Origin of the sequence: Paenibacillus sp. MMS20-IR301 (assembly GCF_032302195.1) — a bacterium.
Classification (GTDB): Bacteria; Bacillota; Bacilli; order Paenibacillales; family Paenibacillaceae; genus Paenibacillus_AQ.
Genome location: NZ_CP135275.1, coordinates 6,748,689 through 6,767,742, shown reverse-complemented (window position 1 = coordinate 6,767,742; position 19,054 = coordinate 6,748,689). Strand labels below are relative to the sequence as shown.

General features: G+C 51.0%; 21 protein-coding genes. 6 read left to right on the top strand and 15 right to left on the bottom strand.

The features are described from left to right. Nucleotides 1–73: 73 nt before the first annotated feature. On the bottom strand, nucleotides 74–859 hold the full coding sequence (locus tag LOS79_RS29155; protein WP_315414318.1) for an alpha/beta fold hydrolase: 786 nt from the start codon (nucleotides 857–859) through the stop codon (nucleotides 74–76). A 95-nt stretch (nucleotides 860–954) separates the two neighbouring features. After that, nucleotides 955–1,500 carry a spore protease YyaC gene (gene yyaC, locus LOS79_RS29150; protein ID WP_397386706.1) on the bottom strand — a complete coding sequence of 182 codons (546 nt, stop codon included), beginning with the start codon at nucleotides 1,498–1,500 and terminating at the stop codon, nucleotides 955–957. 271 nt (nucleotides 1,501–1,771) lie between these two features. On the opposite strand from yyaC, the gene LOS79_RS29145 reads away from it, so the two are divergent. Beyond that, a complete protein-coding gene (locus tag LOS79_RS29145) occupies nucleotides 1,772–1,996 on the top strand; it encodes a DUF1128 domain-containing protein (RefSeq protein ID WP_315414316.1) in 225 nt (74 codons plus the stop codon). A gap of 116 nt (nucleotides 1,997–2,112) precedes the next feature. Here the strand turns inward: LOS79_RS29145 and LOS79_RS29140 are convergent, their stop codons facing one another. Next, nucleotides 2,113–2,832, bottom strand: coding sequence for a pirin family protein (locus tag LOS79_RS29140; RefSeq protein ID WP_315414315.1), 720 nt, complete (start codon nucleotides 2,830–2,832; stop codon nucleotides 2,113–2,115). Between the two features lie 290 nt (nucleotides 2,833–3,122). Here LOS79_RS29140 and LOS79_RS29135 point away from each other — a divergent pair, with 290 nt between their 5' ends. Continuing rightward, nucleotides 3,123–3,659 (top strand): YtxH domain-containing protein, encoded by a 537-nt coding sequence (locus LOS79_RS29135; protein WP_315414313.1) that lies wholly within the window; start codon nucleotides 3,123–3,125, stop codon nucleotides 3,657–3,659. 169 nt (nucleotides 3,660–3,828) lie between these two features. Then, nucleotides 3,829–4,164 carry a DUF5665 domain-containing protein gene (locus LOS79_RS29130; RefSeq protein ID WP_315414311.1) on the top strand — a complete coding sequence of 112 codons (336 nt, stop codon included), beginning with the start codon at nucleotides 3,829–3,831 and terminating at the stop codon, nucleotides 4,162–4,164. A 93-nt stretch (nucleotides 4,165–4,257) separates the two neighbouring features. Here the strand turns inward: LOS79_RS29130 and LOS79_RS29125 are convergent, their stop codons facing one another. The 10 genes from LOS79_RS29125 to LOS79_RS29080 form a co-directional block, all read right to left on the bottom strand. Continuing rightward, on the bottom strand, nucleotides 4,258–5,028 hold the full coding sequence (locus LOS79_RS29125) for a sigma-70 family RNA polymerase sigma factor (RefSeq protein WP_315414309.1): 771 nt from the start codon (nucleotides 5,026–5,028) through the stop codon (nucleotides 4,258–4,260). Further along, the gene (rsbW, locus tag LOS79_RS29120) at nucleotides 5,025–5,477 is read right to left on the bottom strand and encodes an anti-sigma B factor RsbW (RefSeq protein ID WP_315414308.1); all 453 of its coding nucleotides are present in this window, start codon (nucleotides 5,475–5,477) and stop codon (nucleotides 5,025–5,027) included. The genes LOS79_RS29125 and rsbW overlap by 4 nt, the downstream gene beginning before the upstream one ends. Nucleotides 5,478–5,495: 18 nt before the next feature. Next, a complete protein-coding gene (locus tag LOS79_RS29115; RefSeq protein ID WP_315414306.1) occupies nucleotides 5,496–5,834 on the bottom strand; it encodes an STAS domain-containing protein in 339 nt (112 codons plus the stop codon). A 96-nt stretch (nucleotides 5,835–5,930) separates the two neighbouring features. After that, entirely contained in the window at nucleotides 5,931–7,601 is a 1,671-nt protein-coding gene (locus LOS79_RS29110) for a response regulator (RefSeq protein WP_315414305.1), read from the bottom strand. Nucleotides 7,602–7,619: 18 nt separating this feature from the next. Then, the gene (locus tag LOS79_RS29105; RefSeq protein ID WP_315414304.1) at nucleotides 7,620–8,489 is read right to left on the bottom strand and encodes a CheR family methyltransferase; all 870 of its coding nucleotides are present in this window, start codon (nucleotides 8,487–8,489) and stop codon (nucleotides 7,620–7,622) included. An 81-nt stretch (nucleotides 8,490–8,570) separates the two neighbouring features. Further along, complete coding sequence (locus LOS79_RS29100; protein WP_315414301.1) at nucleotides 8,571–12,239, bottom strand: response regulator; 3,669 nt, start codon at nucleotides 12,237–12,239, stop codon at nucleotides 8,571–8,573. Then, complete coding sequence (locus LOS79_RS29095; RefSeq protein WP_315414300.1) at nucleotides 12,236–13,408, bottom strand: SpoIIE family protein phosphatase; 1,173 nt, start codon at nucleotides 13,406–13,408, stop codon at nucleotides 12,236–12,238. Before LOS79_RS29095 ends, LOS79_RS29100 begins: the two co-directional genes overlap by 4 nt. A 236-nt stretch (nucleotides 13,409–13,644) precedes the next feature. Beyond that, a complete protein-coding gene (locus tag LOS79_RS29090) occupies nucleotides 13,645–13,992 on the bottom strand; it encodes a YflT domain-containing protein (RefSeq protein WP_315414299.1) in 348 nt (115 codons plus the stop codon). A 91-nt stretch (nucleotides 13,993–14,083) separates the two neighbouring features. Further along, on the bottom strand, nucleotides 14,084–14,617 hold the full coding sequence (locus LOS79_RS29085; RefSeq protein WP_315414297.1) for a hypothetical protein: 534 nt from the start codon (nucleotides 14,615–14,617) through the stop codon (nucleotides 14,084–14,086). 64 nt (nucleotides 14,618–14,681) lie between these two features. Then, entirely contained in the window at nucleotides 14,682–15,188 is a 507-nt protein-coding gene (locus LOS79_RS29080) for a DUF948 domain-containing protein (protein ID WP_315414296.1), read from the bottom strand. Between the two features lie 190 nt (nucleotides 15,189–15,378). Here LOS79_RS29080 and LOS79_RS29075 point away from each other — a divergent pair, with 190 nt between their 5' ends. Then, the gene (locus LOS79_RS29075) at nucleotides 15,379–15,546 is read left to right on the top strand and encodes a DUF1328 domain-containing protein (protein ID WP_315414295.1); all 168 of its coding nucleotides are present in this window, start codon (nucleotides 15,379–15,381) and stop codon (nucleotides 15,544–15,546) included. A gap of 320 nt (nucleotides 15,547–15,866) precedes the next feature. Beyond that, entirely contained in the window at nucleotides 15,867–16,256 is a 390-nt protein-coding gene (locus LOS79_RS29070; RefSeq protein WP_315414293.1) for a hypothetical protein, read from the top strand. 210 nt (nucleotides 16,257–16,466) lie between these two features. Here the strand turns inward: LOS79_RS29070 and LOS79_RS29065 are convergent, their stop codons facing one another. Both LOS79_RS29065 and LOS79_RS29060 read right to left on the bottom strand, forming a co-directional pair. Beyond that, nucleotides 16,467–17,546, bottom strand: coding sequence for a C40 family peptidase (locus LOS79_RS29065; protein ID WP_315414291.1), 1,080 nt, complete (start codon nucleotides 17,544–17,546; stop codon nucleotides 16,467–16,469). A 187-nt stretch (nucleotides 17,547–17,733) separates the two neighbouring features. Continuing rightward, the gene (locus LOS79_RS29060) at nucleotides 17,734–18,627 is read right to left on the bottom strand and encodes a cation diffusion facilitator family transporter (protein ID WP_315414289.1); all 894 of its coding nucleotides are present in this window, start codon (nucleotides 18,625–18,627) and stop codon (nucleotides 17,734–17,736) included. A 139-nt stretch (nucleotides 18,628–18,766) separates the two neighbouring features. Here LOS79_RS29060 and LOS79_RS29055 point away from each other — a divergent pair, with 139 nt between their 5' ends. Beyond that, nucleotides 18,767–18,952, top strand: a complete 186-nt coding sequence (locus tag LOS79_RS29055) for a hypothetical protein (RefSeq protein ID WP_315414287.1) — start codon at nucleotides 18,767–18,769, stop codon at nucleotides 18,950–18,952. The last annotated feature ends 102 nt before the right edge of the window (nucleotides 18,953–19,054 follow it).

Sequence of the window (19,054 nt, the reverse complement as noted above, 5' to 3'; positions counted from 1 at the left end):
GTGTCTGCTACATCTGCTGTCTGCGCTCCGGTCATACGCTCCATCCCGGCCGCGCCCTGCTGCACCCGGTCAGTTAATCCTGTACAGGCGCGTGTACGAACTCCTTAATAATCTGTGATAAATGCTCAGGTGCTTCAAACATGCTCATATGACCTACGCCTGAGATCGTCACCTTGGTTATATTCGGATTATCGGAAGTAAACGTCCGCTCCGCCGATACCTTCGAGTCCTCGGCTCCGGCCACCAGCAGCACCGGCAGCGCCGTTGCCGAGATTACATCCCGGCGGTCCAGGCGCTCACGCATCGCCATGGCTGCCCCCACCGCTCCCTGCGGCGGTGTCTTATAGCCGATCTCCTTGGCCCGCTCCTGCAGCTGCTGTGCCGCGTTCGGGGCGAACAGTCCCGGAATCAGCTCGTCCACAAAGGCAAAGATCCCGGCATTCTGGATTGTGCCGATGCTCTTCAGCCGGTTCTCCTTCGCTTCTTCACTGTCGGGATAACCCGAGGAGTGAATCAGACCGAAGCCCTTCAGCCTGGAGGCATGACGCTGGGCGAAGGACAGTGTGATATAGCCTCCAAGAGAATGCCCGAGCAGGTAACACTCCGGAATCTCCAGAGCATTCAGGAGTGCCAGGACATCATCAGCCATCTGCTCGATGGTGTAGGCGCCAAGCGGGGCATCCGAGGATCCGTGCCCGCGCAAATCCGGGGCAATGACCCGGTACTGGGCAGCCAGGCCCGGAATGACCTTCTCCCAGTATTCAGCGCTGCCGCAGAAGCCGTGCAGCAGCACTATGACTTCGCCTTTTCCTTGATCACTGTAACAAATATTGCTTCCATCGCATCGGACATTTTCCATGGCTGCTTCCTTCTTTCTATGTAATATGGGCCCTGGGGACTGTGGCTTGTCTTAATTATTAAGCTAGAACATGCGGTTTGAAACGCATTCATTCTTCAGCTGATGAGTCCGAATCCCTGCGCTGCCGCCCGGGCAATCTGGTCAGCCATTACGGTTACCCGGTAGAGCGGGGTGGTCTGCAGCGTCCGGTATGGGCGCGGGCTGTTCACATCTACGATGGCCGCCAGACTGTAATCCCCTACTGCGGGCAGGACCAGCCCGACGGATTGTGCCGGACGCAGGGGATCTGCGGCGGCGAAGAAATACCCGAGTGCTGCAGGCGGGCCCAGGCAGGCATCGACTGCAATAATAATCTGCCCTTCCGGAATCTCCGCAATCCGCTTCACCAGATTATCGGCATCACAGGGCGTCGGCAGCGTGCCGCTGACATGCGGAAAGCCGTATTCCAGCAGCCGGCTGCCGGTCAGCGGCCCCAGAGCATCACCTGTGGAACGGTCCGTCCCGATACACAGGAAAGTCACCCGCTCTGCCGGATGCAGGGCTGCTATCTCCCCGAAGAAGGCAACCAGCCTGCTTTCATCCATTTTCCGGCGTTTTCTGCTCTCTTCTTCTCTGATGGCCAAAGCCCTCTCTCCCCTCATGAATCTCTGCAGATGTTTCCCTCTAATTTAGCATGTTTTTCGAAATATAAGAATTTATATGCTTCACGTATAAATTATCCTTCTTTTTCTCGCTGAAACGGATACCGTCCTTTGAAGGACGGCGTAGCCGTTTCCACTTGTGTTTTCGACAAAAACGGGCTTTCGCCGGGTAAACATGATAAAATACTTGAACTACAAGATGAACTTAAGAATGAAATGGAACATTCTTAAATTCACATTCTATATCACTTAGGGAGGACTGTTATACCCCATGGATTTAGCGAAACCCAGCCAGGAAAATGTGGAATATATGATCGAAGGCATTAAAAGCAAGCTGAAGATGGCCAGTGCTGCTGCAATGCAGGCTTCAGCTTTTTCAGTGGAGCAATATGAGGATATTCAGGATATTTATGAAGTAGCCATGGGCAGCGACAGGCTGAGCATCGCCCAGGTAGAAGCCCTTGTCTCAGAGCTTGGACGCTTGCGCAAAAAATAAAGCCAGCTTACCCGGAATCACCAAAGCCCTTCTCAAGCACCCGCCCGCCAGGGACGGAATGCTATGATGAAGGGCTTTGGCATGCTATACAGGCAAACATGAGCTTAGTCTCCCGTTCACGGAAGATCAATCAGGATAAATTCGGCATCGCCTCCGCTGCTGGTCCCCTTCAGGGTCAAATCACAGCTCTTGCGGATCCGCGCCGCATCACCCTGCTGAAGCTGAAACACCCCGTCCTCACAGGCTATCTCCAGATTTCCGGAGACCAGATAGATATGAGTACGCCGCTCTTGCTCCTGCGGATACCTGATCTCCCGGTTCGTCTGCAGCTTGGACAGATAGACGGTAACCTCCTCGCCCAGCTTAAGCGCTCCCCTGTCTCCTGTCCCGGAAGCAACAGGGAGCAGGTGATTGAGCTTCAGCTCCTCAGGAAAGAATCTCGCATCCCACTTCGGTGTCATCCCGGGCCGGTCCGGAAGCAGCCAGATTTGCAGAAACCGCACATTTGAGTCAGCCGACGGATTGGTTTCGGAATGGTTGATCCCTGTACCCGCACTCATCATCTGTACACTGCTGGCCTGCAGATCCGCATGATTCCCCAGATCATCCTGATGCCTTAGCACTCCGGAAACTACATAGGTTAGAATCTCCAGATCATGATGCGGATGCTCATGCATCCCCTGCTCCGGCTTCAGTTCATTGTCGTTATGAGCGAGCAGTGCACCAAAGTGGGCATTACTCGGATCATCATAATCGGCAAAGGAAAAGCTGAATTCGCTGTGTATCCATTCTCTATTCGAAGTATGACGCTCTGCTGATGTGACTACTTTAATCATAATCTCTGCACCTCCAGGGTTGTTGGAACCTTCTCCTTAATTACAACAGGGGAATAGCTGCTCCTGAGTATAAAGTGTGTATAGGCGCTTTAATTAAGTATTTCTTACCCTCTTCCTTTCTGCCTCAATCAAAGGCATTCCTCAGCAATCTTTGCCATACCCCTTTGCTGTTTCAGCCGATATTCCAACGTTTATATACGAAGTAAGAAGTTTCAGGCTATTCTGAATTTGAATGACGGCGGCAGCTTAGCCGGATTCAAATCATATAATCTAATGAGGAGTGATTAGTTATGAATAAAGCAGAGACGGAATATCCGGTAGAGAGCGGCAGCACATTTTTCAAAGGAATCTTTATAGGCGGCCTGCTTGGAGCAGCGGCAGCACTGCTATTCGCGCCGAAGCCCGGCCGTGAAATGCGCAGCGACCTGTCGGACAAGCTTACGCTGGCTACAGATAAAACCAAAGAGGTTGCCGGAGTCGTAACGGACAAGACCAAGACGATTGCTACTACAGTCAGCGAAAAAGCTACCGATCTGGCAAGCACCGTATCAGCCAAAGCTTCGGACATCTTCACTACGGTCAGCGACAGCAAGGAGCAGATTGCTGCAACCCTGTCGGAAACCGGTAAAAAAATCGGTGAGACGGTAAGCGAAGCTTCCAAGGATGTAGCTTCTGATGTCAGGGATGCGTCCAAGGACGTAGCCGATGAAGCCAAAGACTCATCCAAAGAGGTTGCTGATAAGGCAAAGGACGCCTCCAAAGCGGTTGCTGACGAAGCTAAGGATGCCAAGGAGGAAGTTAAAGCTTCCTACAAATCGAACTATTAACCTTTGATATACGGCGATAAACGGCCTGATTAGGCATGAAGAGAGCAGCCAGCCCGCCGTAGCTGGCTGCTCTCTATTTAAGCATGCCCTTATATGCCCTCTTCACAGCTCATAATCAGGCTATCATCCATTAAAGCCGATTCGCGGCTATAGAAAGCAGGTATGCCTTATGGGAGAAGCGGACAGCAGAACAACTAAAGCTTATGAAGTGGATGAGCATCCCTTCGAGCTGCGGCATGAAGTTAAACGCTTAAACGCCCGGCTTGATAAAATTGCCGATTCCCTGGAGAAATCCGAATTCAAAGATATTCTTGAGAATTATACGGACCCGAAGAAACGGATTATCACGAATCTGATGGCCGGCATATCACGGGGCCTCGGCCTTTCCCTCGGTACTTTCGTGATTCTCGGTCTGCTCGGTTATGTTGTCAGCCTCTTCCTTGATGTGCCGGTCATCGGGGAATATCTTGGAGAAATCAAGAAGTATATCGATGCTAACAGCTAACAGCTGCATATGTCCCCTAAGCTGCAAAAGGACATGCCCTATCCCGGCCGGGATAGGGCATGTCCTTATTTGGCATAGTGATAATATTTATATTCAATACGATGAATTCGCCATAATCTGCTTCAGCTTCTCAGTGGCACGCTTCTGGATGCGCGAGACACTCATTTGCGAGACACCCAGCTTCTGGGCGATGGCCCGCTGGGATTGTCCATCCTGGAAAGCCAGCAGCAGCACCTGCTGCTCCTGCTCCTTCAGCTGTCCCAGCGCCTGCTGGAGATCCATCCGCTTCTCCACAGTCTCATAGTCGTTCGCGTCAGAGCTGATCAGTTCCCCTAGCGTTGCACCCGTCTCCTCCTGGGAGAGCGGGGAATCCAGTGAAACATAATGATAACATTCCCTGCCGGCCAGTACCTCCACAGTCTCTTCCACAGTAAGATCCAGATAATGGGCGATTTCTTCTACCGCCGGGGAACGCTCCAGTCTGATGGTTAATTCATCAATAGCCTGCTGGACCAGCGCACCCTTCTCCTTGATCCGTCTTGGAACCTGTATGTACCAGGATTTATCACGCAGGAAATTCTTCATATGTCCAATCATACTTTTCATTGCATACGGCTCAAATGGAATGCCCAGTGAAATATCATATTGCTGCAGCAGTCTGATCAGCGCCATTTGGCCGACCTGATATAAATCCTCATACAAATCGGGACGGTTGCGGGCGATTTTGCCGGCTGCCATCTTCACCATGGGCTCATACTTCCGGATCAGCACCGTGGCAATCTCATTATCCTTGCTCTGCTGGTATTCCCAGATCAGGCTTACCGCTTCATTCATGGACTCTGGGGGAGTCACTTTTTCGTTCATACTTTCTCCTCGCTGAAATTAAGCCGCTTCGTCAGGGTAACGACTGTCCCTTTCCCTGCTTCACTGACGACGCTGACATCATCCATAAGCGCCTGCATCAGGTAGAAACCTAATCCGCCCACCTGAACATCATTCAGCTCCTTGTCATGCAGCGTCATACGTTCATCAGACGAATCCAAACCGTCAAAGCTCTCCCCCTCATCTTTGACAGTAATGGACAAGGCACTTGCTCCAACTTCAAAGATTACATCAACCAATCCGTCTTCCTGTCCATAAGCATACAGCACCGAGTTATTACAGGCTTCCGAAACGGCTACCTTCATATCCTCGATATCTTCATAAGTGAACCCCATCTTCGAGGCTATGCCATACAAGTTAAGTCTGACGATATCGACATACTCTGCGCTGGCGGGTAACTGAAGAACTACTCTTTGCACGTCATCACTCATCCTTAGTTCGATCCTTTCCTAGTGGGAATTCTCTTGGGGGGCAAAAAACTTGGAAATGCCGGTCATGTCAAACAGCTTCTGTATCTGAGGAGGAACTTCCTCAACAGTGAACTTAACGTCCATTCCGTGTCTTGCTTTGAGGATCGACAGCAGAATTCCGATACCGGTGCTGTCAATATATCTCAAATCCTTAAGATTGATTACGAGGTCAAGCCCCGTATCTCCCACCAGCGGTTCCATCACTAAACGAAAATCAGGAGCCACAGACAAATCAAGCTCGCCAATCAGGTAAACCGTACATACATTACCTTCTGTTTCGGTTTTTGCATGAAATTTTTCGCTCTTATGTGTATTCATAGACAATCTCTCCTGATTAATGTTTTCTTTACCAATAACCCTAATGGGACACCATTGAAACAGAAAGCGGAACTCTCGGCAGTGGTAATTAATGGTTCATGCTTTGAAAAGCGAGGTTGTCCGCTGGGCAGCAGAATTATCCTTGCCCGAATACCTGGACAGCATTTGTCTGAGACTGCTCAGCTTAAGCGGCTTGCTGATGTAGCCGTCCATTCCGGCGGCCATGCACCGGTTCTGAATCCCTTCCATGACATTCGCCGTCATGGCGATGATTACCGTGTTGTCCGGGGAGCCGCCGCTCTGCCCGCGGATCAGGGAGGTTGCAGTCAGCCCGTCCATTACGGGCATCTGCAGGTCCATAAAGATGAAATCATATTCATATTTCCCGGCCAGCTCTACCGCCTGGCTGCCATCCTCAGCTATATCGGCACTATAACCCAGCTTGGTCAGCATGCTGACCATCAGCCGCTGGTTTATCGGATGATCATCCACCACAAGCACCTTGCTCTGCCACTGGCAGTCTAACAGCTTCCCTGCAGCCTGTTCCTCCTGGGAGCCCGAGGACAGCTCATCCTCCGGCACAGCCACTTTTATCGTAAATACGAAGGTGGCCCCTTTCTCTTCCATCGATTCCACGCGGATGTCTCCGCCCATCATACCGACAAGGGATTTGCAGATGGCCAGACCAAGGCCTGTGCCCCCATATTTGCGGGTCATGGAAGAATCAAGCTGGGAGAACGGCTGGAAGAGACGGCCGCATTTCTCAGGCGATATTCCGATACCGGTATCCTTGACTGTAAATTCCACTACCAGCTTATTATCTGCCGCAGGCTGGCTGGACGCAACCAGATACACGCCGCCCTGATTGGTAAATTTAACAGCATTGGCAACCAGATTGATCAATACCTGCCTGAGCCGGGCCATATCGCCGTAGATCAGCTTCGGCAGCTGCTGGTCGATGAAATAGGCCAGCTCCAGATTTTTTTTGCCTGCTTCCGCAGAAAATAAGCTAAACACCTCCTGAATGGTGGTCTGTAGCTCAAACAGCTGCTCTTCCATTTCCATTTTGCCTGACTCCATTTTGGTGAAATCAAGGATATCATTAATAACGGTAATCAGGGTATCTGCGCTCTTACGGATAATCTCCGTGTATTCCTTCTGCTCAGGAGCCAGCTCCGTCTCCATCAGCAGATCAATCATTCCCACAACCCCGTTCATCGGCGTGCGGATCTCATGGCTCATCATGGCGAGGAACTCCGTTTTGGCATTTGCGGCAATCTCCGCTTCTTCCTTCGCTTTAATCAGCTCACCGTTAATACGCTCCAGCTCCTGCGTCTTCTGCTGCAGCAGCATCGCTTGAAGCTGCTGCTTCTTGCTGGTCAGATACAGGTTCACAAAGCCTTCGATCTTCGACTTCAGAATCTGCGGAATAAAGGGCTTGACCATATAATCAATCGCACCGGCAGAATACCCCGCGAACAGATGCTCCGCCTCCTTGCTGTTGGCAGAGATGAAAATGATCGGAATATCCTTGGTCTTCTCCCTGGCTTTGATTAATCTGGCGGTTTCAATTCCGTCCATACCCGGCATCTGCACATCCAGAACAATCACTGCAAACTCATATTTTAACAAGCACCGCAGTGCTTCTTCTCCAGAATTGGCTTTGACAAGCTTATAATGCTGGCTTTCAAGCACTGCTTCCAGCGCCAGCAGATTCTCGGGACGGTCATCAACCAGTAGTATATGAATCGGCTCCTGAACCCCCATAGGCCCCCTCCTTACCCGCTATTTATTCTTACGGTATATTTTTTCCACCCTGTCCAGAGGTTCGTAGCTGTCACTGTATTTCGTGAAATGAATCGACTCCTTGGAGCCCAGCACCAGCACTCCGAACCGGCTGAGGCTCTCGTGGAACAAGCCGTGCACATGATCGCGCAGCTCATCATTGAAATAAATCATTACATTGCGGCAAAAAATAACATTAAATTCGTTGAACGAAGTGTCTGTCGCCAGATTATGCTCGGCAAAAATAATATTCTTGCGCAAGTACGGCTGCAGAATTACCGAATTGTATTTCGCTGTGTAATATTCCGAGAACGCGCGTGCACCGCCCGCCTCCAAATAGTTCTTAGTATACTGCTTCATCTTCCCGATTTCATACACGCCTTCTTTGGCCTGCTGCAGGGAACGGGCGTTCATATCGGTTGCATAGATCCGCGCTTTGTCATAGAGGCCTTCCTCATGCAGCAGTATAGCCATGGAATACACCTCTTCCCCCGTGGAACAGCCAGCGTGCCAGATCCGGATATACGGATAGGTGCGCAGCAGCGGAATGACCTTCTGGCGGAAGGTCAGGAACAGCCCGGGATCGCGGAACATTTCCGTTACAGGGATGGAAAGGCTGTATACAAACCGCTCGAAGCAGGCGCGGTCATGCAGCACCTTCTCCTGCAGGGCAGAGATGCTGGGTACATTCTCGGCATGGACATGATGCCAGATGCGCCGTTTCAAGGAAGGCAGCGCATAATTTCTGAAGTCATATCCATAGAGCCGGTGTACCCCGCTGAGCAGCAGCTCAATTTCAATCTGCTCCAGCTCCTGCTTGCTTCCAGCCTGTATTATCTGCGTCTCATATCCGCGTTCCATTGCTGTCATCGTCATCAATACTCCCTTGCATAAGCCTGAATTCCGGACTTGTTCTTATGGGTTCTGTAAGCTATTACCCTGAAATCAGGGTTACGAATACAACCAGACGCGCATTAACGAAAGAAGCTGGTCCGTACTGATCGGTTTCTTCATATAATCGGAGGCCCCGGCTTCAATACATTTCGCCCGGTCCTCTTTCATCGCTTTGGCCGTCAGGGCTATAATCGGCAATTTCTGATACTGCGGCATCTGCCGGATACGGCGCATTGCCTCATAGCCGTCCATTTCCGGCATCATCATATCCATCAGCACGAGATCATAATCCCCCTGCTCCACCAGCATGTCGATGGCCTCACGGCCGTTCTCGGCAAACTTCACTTCCATGTGGTAGCCTTCAAGCACACTGGAGAGGGCAAAGACATTACGGATATCATCATCCACGAGCAGTATTTTCTTGCCGTCGAATAACTCCTCTTTATTGTGCAGCTTTTGCAGAATTTTACGCTTGTCCTCCGGAAGATTCGCCTCTACCCGGTGGAGGAACAGCGTAGTTTCATCCAGCAGCCGTTCCGGTGAACGCACATCCTTGATAATGATGGATTCAGCATACTTGCGCAGCTGGGTCTCTTCCTTGCTGTCGAGATCCTTGCCGGTATAGATAATAATCGGCAGATCGTTCAGCTCTTCATCATCGCGGATCTGGTCCAGCAGCTCGAAGCCGGTCATATCCTCCAGCATCAAGTCAAGAACCATGCAGTCATATCTTTGCTTGCGCAGCTCACCGAGCGCCTCAAGGCCGGTAGAGACTGCGGTAATAGCTACATCATCATGGCCGATAAGCTCCATGATGGAGCGGCGCTGGATATCATCATCTTCAACGATGAGCAGCCGCTTCAATGTGCTGGAGGTATAGTTCTCGATCTGCGAGAAGGCCCGCTCCAGCGCTTCACGGGAGGACGGCTTCCGCAGATAAGCCATCGCCCCCATCATCAGGCCCTGCTTAATCTCATCACTCACCGAGATGACATGCACAGGGATATGACGGGTCTGCGAAGCACCTTTAAGCTCCCGGAGGATCGACCAGCCGTCAATGACCGGCAGCTGGATATCAAGAATGATCGCATCCGGCAGATGCGTTTTGGCCATTTGCAGACCGGTATCCCCCTGCAGGGCGACGAGACCCTTGAACCCGCGTCCCCGCGCCATGCCGAGCAGTATTTTGGCAAAGCTCTCGTCATCCTCAACGATAAGCAGAACCTTGTCATTCCCGGTCAATGAATCCCGGTCATCGTCTACGATGACCGGCACCAGCGGAGCAGGGGTCGCATCACCGGACATATCCCACGGCTGATCAGCCGGATATTCATCAAGTGCAGCCGGCTCGCGGGCGGCTGCCGCTTCCATCACTCCGGGCAGGAGGCTATAGTTCCCCTGGACCGGCAAATATAAAGTGAAGATGCTGCCTTGCCCTTCACGCGATTCCAGTCCGATTGCTCCGCCCATCAGGCGGGCCAATTCGCGGCTGATCGACAGCCCGAGTCCGGTACCGCCATACTTGCGGCTGGTCGTTCCGTCAACCTGCTGGAAGGCCTCGAAGACAATATCCGTCTTGTCAGAGGGGATGCCAATCCCGCTGTCTTTGACCGACAAAGCGATATAATCAAATTCAGGCGGGAGATGAGAAGGCAGCTGGCCCGGCACCGCCCGGCTGACGGTGAATTCCACATAGCCTTCGCTGGTGAACTTGAAGGCGTTCGACAGCAGATTGCGCAGAACCTGCTTCAGCCTGTGGCTGTCGGTGAGCAGAGAGTCCGGCAGCGGCTCTTCGAACGAGAGACGCAGCGACAGGCCCTTTTTCCCGGCCAGCGGAGCAAAGTTCTGCTTCACGAATGTTTTCAGCTCCGTAAGCGGAATCTCTTCGTAATTCAGCTCCATTTTACCGGCATCGACCTTGGACAGATCGAGAATTTCATCAATCATCTTCAGCAGATCGGCACCTGACATATAAATGGTATGGGCGAACTCTACCTGCTTATCACTCAGGTTCCCTTCCTTATTCTCTGTAAGCAGCTGGGACAGAATCAGCAGGCTGTTCAGCGGTGTCCGCAGCTCATGAGACATATTTGCCAGAAACTCTGACTTGTATTTGCTCGTCACCGCCAGCTGCATCGCCTGCTTCTCAAGCTGCGCACGGGCCTGCTCAATCTCATCCTTCTTCTCTTCGACCTCCTGTACCTGTTCTTGCAGGGCGCGGGTCTTCGAGACAAGCTCCGAGTTATAGTGCTCCAGCTCTCCCTGCTGGCGCTGCAGCAGTTCTTCGGAACGCTTCAGCGCATCCGTCTGCTCCTCCAGATTCTCATTAGAGCGGCGCAGCTCTTCCTGCTGGGTCTGCAATTCCTCGGATTGGCACTGCAGCTCTTCGGTAAGCGCCTGCGACTCACGCAGCAGCTCTTCCACCACCAGCCTGCGGCTGATATTATTCAGAATGATTCCAAGATTATTCGTAAGCTGGTTAAGCAGCTCATTCTGCAGCACCGAGAACGGCGTAAAGGAAGCAAACTCTACAACACCCAGCAACTCATCTTCGAATAACAGCGGATGGATGGAAATATGATTCGGGCGGGAATCCCCGAATCCGGAAGAAACGGAAATATAGTTGTCCGGAGCCTCTGTCAACCTGATCGGGTGCTTGTCGAGAGCACATTGCCCGACCAGCCCCTGGCCGATCTCAAAGCCCTCCTTCGGCTGGATACCTGCCTCTCCCGCATAAAATGCACTGCTTAGCAGCTGGTTCGGATTGTTCTGATCCTTCAGGTAAAGCGCACCGTACTGGGCTCCCAGCACAGGCGTGAACTCACTGATGAAGGCCTGCGACACCTGATCCAATGAGCTCATGCCGCGCAGCAGCTCTGTTATCCGGGCAATATTTGCATTCAGCCAAGCCTGATCGCTCTGTGCCTGGGCATAGGAGCGTTCAAGCTGCTGCTTCTCTTCAATATCCTTAGCCATCTCCTGGAATACACGGGCCACCTCGCCAATCTCATCCTTGGATTTCACTTTGATCCGGCGGATAGCCCGCATCTTGCCGTTACCGAAGCTGGTAATCATCATGGATACGACACTTAGTCCGCGCGTAATGCTCGGAATAATCCACAGGATAACCCCAAGTCCCAGCAGCAGTCCGACAATCATAATCAGCGTGACCATCTGGACGGATTGTTCAGAGGCCGACTGGGCTATGGCGGTCTCCTCTGTCATCTTGGAAGCATTATAATCCGAAAGGGCATTCAGGCTATCCAGCACCTCATTCTGAATATCCTGACCTTCCGTATTACGGTAAGTATTGGCATTCTGGAAGTATCCGGCTGTCAGCATATCCAGCACTTTGTTCTGATAATTCAGATATGCGGAATAGGCAGACTGAATGCGTCTTAACAGCTGCAGCTCCTCAGCAGTCTTGAGAGAGTCCTCAATACTCTCCAGATGACCATCCGCCTTGACCACCTTGCTGTTGATCTCCGTCTTCTGTGCATCTACAGATGTTGTATCTGCATTAAGCATGGAGGTGGTCAAAATCCGGGCCATATCATTCACTTCACCACGCAGTCCCGAGGAGGCACGGCCTTTGGTATACCTCTCCTGGAAGCTGTCAAGCTGCCCGCTCATATAATGAAGCCTGTCATAGCCGATCATGGTCAGGGCCAGCATAATTGCCAGCATGGCACTAAAGCCGATCAGCAGCTTAGCCTTAATCTTCATCCCCTACCCGTTCCTTTCTTGAGCGAGATCCATACGAGGCACTTATCGTCATCGCGCTCCTGGTTCACCGGCTCACTCAGGAATGCGTCCCGCATAGCCGCTTCGTTCCAGTCATGGCCGGCATTCAGATGCCCGATCATGAACTCCAGCTGCTCCTCCTGCGCTCCCTGGACCATTTCCAGCAGGCCATCCGTAAACAGCACAAGATGACCTTCATCCGTATAATTCAAGCTTTGCGTCTCTATATCGATCCGGTCAAACAGCCCTACAGGATGGCAGTTGCTCTCCAGCAACACTGGCGTTCTGGCTTCTCCTTCGAAGAACAATGCCGGCGGGTGTCCGGCATTTACATAATCAATCCGCTTCTGCCGGGTATCCATAACAAGATAAATCGCTGTGAAGTAATACTGCACCAGTTGCTTCTCAATGTAGAGCTGGTTGAAGCGCCTGTTCAGCTCCTGAATCACTTTCTCCGGCTCTACATATGTAGTCACGGTATCCTTGAGCACTGAAGCCAGAAACATGCAGAACAATGACGAAGAGATCCCGTGCCCCATCATATCAAGTAAAATCACAGCATACCGCCCGTCACCAAGCGGATACCAGGCATATAAATCACCAGCCAGCTCGAAGGAGGGCTGATAAATGGCGTGCACCTCAAATGCCTCTTCGGTAAGCGGCAGGCTTAGCACTGCATTCTGCACCAGAGCCGCCAGCTTCAGCTCATCCTGGATACGCTGGTCCCGCTCCTTATGCCAGTCCTTCTCACGCTTAAGCCGCAGCGCCAGACGGATACGGGCCATCAGCTCCACCTTGTTAATCGGTTTCGTAACATAATCCACAGCGCCGGCATCCAGCGCCTCGGCGAGCTTCTTGGAATCGCCTACAGCTGTAACCATAATAATCGGTATATCCTTCAGATGATCGTACTGCTGGATTACACGGCAAGCCTCAATACCGTCCATCTCCGGCATCATCATATCCAGCAGGATCAAATCTACATCGGACGGCTTAGGGGATTTCCCTTCCATTCCTGAACCTACACCAAGCAGCTTCAACATATCTTTAGCGGACGAAGCCGTTATGAAATTCTTGTAATCTTCCTTTTTCAGAATCTCCCGGATGATAATTACATTGGTAGGATTGTCATCTACGATTAGTATTCTCAAGCTCCTTCACCTCACACGAGTAGTATTAGGCCGTAAGTCCTGCCTTTCTATCATACGATATTTGATCGGCCTGTTACCAATATTCAAGATATTGGCAGAAAGATAAGGGACATTTATTGCGTGAAGCAAATAAATTCTTATCTTGTCAACAAAGTAACCTCCAGCCCCACTGCATAAAGTGGGACTGGAGGTTACGCTATTGACTAAATTTTAAAAGGAGGACGATATCCGTTATATTATTGCGGGTTTCTTTTGGCGATGACCAGCACCTTGCCTGAATCAAGCTCCTTCTCATAAAAGGCCGCTTCCGCTGAACTGAAGCCCAGCGAAGTCATCTTGTGGCGGAGAGCATCCCCTCGGGAACGGAACAGATTGGCAATTGCGCCAAACAGCCCTTCTTCACTGAGTCCGATCTCACTCACATCCGCAGTATCCGCTATCCGGCCTTCGCGGTCCCGGTCATGGCTGATTACATACAGTTCATCTCTTGTATAGCCGCTGCTCCGCAGCCGATTCACTTCTTCGATCGCCTGAACACCATTCTCCAGCAGCTTGGCATATGCCTGTGTACCGATAGAATCCATGAAATCACTCTCCTTGGCAATGTTTAAGGGGCAACGCAGGTTAAAAGATGACTGAGCATTCATTAACCGGAATTGCTGCACTTGAAACAGCTCAGAAGGAATTTCCGTCAAATAAATCGATTCCGTCAAATCCGCCGGTACCGGCATTCCTGTAGACCTTGAGCGCCGCGCTCCCTCTTATATAGACATCGCCGTCCTCGGCCCGGAAATCCGGCGCACCCAGCAGCTCCTGAAGATTCCCCGCAAGCGGATTCAGCTGAAGCCCGTTCAGCATCAAACCAAACTGCTCAGCCTGCGCCGGAGAAGCATGAACATAGAGGATAATGCCGTCACAGATACCGGCGGTAATGTCAGCATATTGATATTCCAGGCAGCCTCCCCAAGGATCAGGGGCAATCTGCAGCGGCTCTCCTTTCGCCAGCAGCAGCGCTTCCTCAGTCATGTACAAAGAAACGCCGGCCAGAGAATCAAAACGGCTTATGTAGGTCTCTGCGCTGAAGCCATGCCCCAAAGCGAGCATTACCGGCTGATCCGCGGCAGATAAAGCGGCAGGGACAGTCTCTTCTTGCGGGGGAACTGAAATAAAGGGAGACAGCAGACTAAGTAAAAGAACCAGAAATTTCATAACCATTCCCGCCTTTCATAAGCTGAGATTGTCCTATCCTGAACCCTGCCGGATTTAGCTTCTATTAATGACGGAATTTCTGCCAGATGGCGGCAGCCGCGTCCACGCCTTTAAGCGCTGTTGCTATTTTACCCTTGGACTTGCCTTCACTTACAGCATCATATGATTTCAAGGTTCTTTCTTCAGCCGGGGTAAGCGGAACTTCATCTATGGATACTGCCTTGGCCTTATCCTTCAGCTCCCGTGACTTACGGAATTTCTCAATGGCAGTTACAGATACCTGCTTCATCGTCAGGGTCAGCTCGCTCATTACATCACCAAGATTCTTCACGGAATCAACGATAGGGTCGATCTTCTGGATCTTGCCCTGCACATCGGCAGTAATATCATTGGCATGTCTGACGGTTGTCTTTACTTCATACGTAAGCTCGTCAATCGTTTTTTGCACTTCCTGCAGAGTTTGACTGACCTTGTCGAGGGATTCCTTTGCTGATTTCAAGGTTTTGATTAAAAAGAAGACGAGGACTGCGAATGCAACAGCAACTAGTGCTATGCTAAGTTCAATGATCATTTCCATAACCCCTTCCTAAGTGTCTTAATGTGCCCGGGTGTACTCTGCCTGTTATTGCATAGTTACCCTTACAGAATTAGGCCGAAACAAATGTCAACCCCCTCAAACTTCACCCTCTTTCTCCTTGTTTCAAAACGCGGGACACCGTTTAATCAATCACTACATCGCCACACAGAAAGGATGACATCTCATGTTAAGATGGTCCGTAATTCTGCTGGTAGTTGCCCTGATAGCCGGGATCTTCGGCTTCTTCAACATTGTAGCGGCTGCTGTCGGCATTGCCAAAGTATTGTTCTACATCTTCCTCGTTCTCTTCATTGTTTCCCTCTTCGCGGGACGCAGGGGACGATCCATGTAGCCCATATCCATCAACTTACTTCAGCTTAAGCAGTACTGCGAGGCCCGGATTCTTCATGACGAAGAGCCGGGCTTATTTCCATTTCCGTACAATGAGCGTATTGATATATCCTATTCACTCTCTGGAAAGTATAGGCCTTTCTCCTCATGTTGTCATCCGGCCTTTGAATCAGAAAAAGCGGCAGTACCGGCAAAAATTTATTTTTAAGAAAATAATCAGGCCCTTGGTTCATCCCGTACACTTTATGTTTACATGCTTATTAGCACAGCACGAACACGAAAAATGTTCGACACCACACCAACTACTAGGAGGAATTATCGATGAAAAAATTGGCCAGTTTAACAGTAGCAATGGGTCTTATGGCTTCCATAGCAGCAACAGCTTCAGCAGCTGAAGTGACCGGTACGACTACTACCGCAAACACAGACGCTGTCACTGTAAGCGAGACCACTTACGTGGAACCGTTCGACACTGTAATTACTCCTGAAGATATCAAACCTGCAACTCCGCAAATTATCCTGACCAAGTTGACAGCGTTCCACCTGGCAGTGGGCAGCCTGACGCCTATTGGCTGGCTTGGTGCGCAGACTGTGGATACCACCGGTGTAATCCAGACCGATACGTGGGGCAATGAGTGGCGTGAGGTCTATACCTGGCTGGGCAAAGCCTGGATCAAGATCCCGGCATCTGCCTATGTAATTACTCCATAATATTATTAATCAAGCCTTACAGATTTCCTATATAGAGGCCTATGGACCCGCTGTCCGGACGGCCTTTTTGTATGCCTGCTTAAATGGAAAAAGGGGTTATCCCTATAGTAGAAGATTCTACTATAGGGATAACCCCACAAAACATCCGCCCTAGTTCACCCGTCACAAACTTGTACTGCCTGCCGCTTCCTGCTGTCTACCTTCTATATATTAGCGGATGACCGAGCCTCCGTAGAGGAAGCGGTTCATCCAAGAAGCGCTTAGTTTATCAATTCTTACGCCGCCGGAGCTTACAGAATAAGTCTGCAACAGCTGTCCGTCACCCAAATACATAGCTACATGCGTAATTCTGGCCGTCGACTTATCGATACCCGCGTAAGCGGAAGCCGAGCTGCCCTTGTAATCCATGAAGAACATCAAATCCCCGCGTTTCAACCCGGCAATGTCTGTTACTACGTTACTGTTCTGCTTGATCCAGTCGCCCTGCTGCCGGGAATCGGCAGGCAGCTTCAGGTTCGCTGCATCCATGAAGATCTGGCGGATAAAGTCCGAGCAGTCAAACGTGCTTGTATCAGACCGGCTGGAGCCATACTCATACGGGGTGCCCAGATAGCCGTAGCCTGCAGCAATAACCCGTTCAATAAGTGCAGCCTGCGGCGGAGCTGTCGGCACCGGCGTTGGTGCAGGTGTCGGTACCGGAGTCGGCACTGGTGTCGGTACCGGTGTTGGTACTGGTGTTGGTGTCGCTTCAATATACTGGTCAGACGAGCTTGTATAACCTACTACACCACCCGCAGTTCTGACTTTATACCAATAGCTGTTTGTTTCTTCCAGGATGGTTACCTGTTCGTTCTTATACAGGTACCCCAGCACTTTACCGCCTGTGGAAGGGGTCTCCCGGAGACGGACTGTGGACTGGATCACTGCTGTTTGTACTGCAGGCGCAGCAACCGGAGCCGCAATCACGCTGATATATTGGTCCCCTGAGCTGGTATAACCGATGTCTCCATCAGCAGTTCTGACTTTGTACCAATATCTGTTTGTTTCTTCCAGAATAACTACCTGATCGCCTTTACTGAGATACTTCAGCACTTTACCGCTCGTAGACGGCTCTGTACGCAGACGGACCGAGGATTCAATTACGCCTGTCTGCAGGGCAGCGGCGCTCAGAGATACATTGGAAGAAACCGATGCGGCATTAGCCTGCCCGGGACTCCACACTCCCAAAGATAGTGCAAGTGAAGCCGAGACCAGTAAAGTTGCTGTCAGATGCTTATGTGATACGATCATAGCGTTCCCCCGCTTAACGTATTGAGAACTCAACAACGGCGCGCGCTACGTTTGTTGCTTTCTGCACTCATTATAGGCTTGCCCGGGAAATGGAACATGCTCCAAATTTCACAAAAAACCTTACCAACTTATGGTAAGACCCAGGTCTATAGTCTTGATTTCTCCTTGGATTTGGTGGAAATTACAGCTAACTAGGAGAAATTAAGGGATGTAAATCTTTGGGTTCAACATGTACATGTACATGCATGATGTTATGGAGCTTGCTCATCCGCTCTTCAATGGAGTCACTGACATCATGCCCCTCCATCACAGTCATCTTGGCATTCACCTCCACGACCACATCAACCAGGACATGATTGCCGTGTACCCGGGCCTTCAAATCCTTAATTCCCTCCACCCCCGGGGTCCGGGCAATCGTGCTGCGCAGATCCATAAGCTTATCTTCATCAAAGCCGTCAGTCAGGCGGTAGGTTGAATCCCGGAAAATATCCCAGGCCGTCTTGCAGATCAATAGTCCGACTGCAACCGCAGCGGCAGAATCAATCCACGGCAAACCCAGCTGTGCGCCAAATATCCCTATAGCTGCCCCGACACTGACGATGGCATCCGAGAAATTATCCTTGGCAGCCGCCATCAGCGCATGGTTATTAATCTGCATGGCCAGCCGCTTGTTATAGATATACACACCCATCATCGCTACAGCGCAGACCAGCGCAACCCCTGCCGACCAGAGCTGCGGTACAGCCTTGCCGCCTTCAAACAATGAACGGACAGCCTCCACAATAACCTGGATCCCGACCAGCGCCATGATAAAAGAAGCCAGCAGCGCCGCAACGGTCTCCGCCCGGAAATGCCCGTACGTATGATCCGAATCCGGCGGCTTCCGTGAGATCCGCAGGCCGATCAGCACAGCAAGCGAAGCCACAATATCGGTCAGGTTATTGAAGCCGTCTGCGAGGAGCGCGCTGGAGGCGAATAAGTAACCGCATACCAGCTTAAATGCAGACAGAATCAGGTAGGCCAATATACTGATCATGGCCCCTTTTTCCCCTTTGCGTATATCTTCATAAATATCGGCCATTCCTTCCACCCCCTGCCAGAATTTCATCGCTTCCGTATAAATACAGGAAAACATTCTTTGAGTTATTCTTGCCCTTGTGGCGGCATTTAAAAACATTTAGAATAAGGAAAAGGACTTGCTACCTAAGGGGGTTAACATAATGAGCGAGAATACTGAGAAACCAAAAATCAACCTGGCCGATGCCATCCGCCAGAAGCTGGAACAGAAGAAGCAGCAGTCTTCAAATAAACCGGGATCATCCTTCCAGGCCGGCTCCGCGAAGCCGCTGAAGAGCCAGAATAACAAAAAGCCTAACAATCAGCGCCGGCGTACCGGAGGATCTTAGAGCTTACAGCTTCAAATAAAAACGTATGTTATCAAAACATATACATGTCTATATTTGAACATAAACGGCTGCGTTATCCCTCCGGGACGACGCAGCCGTTTA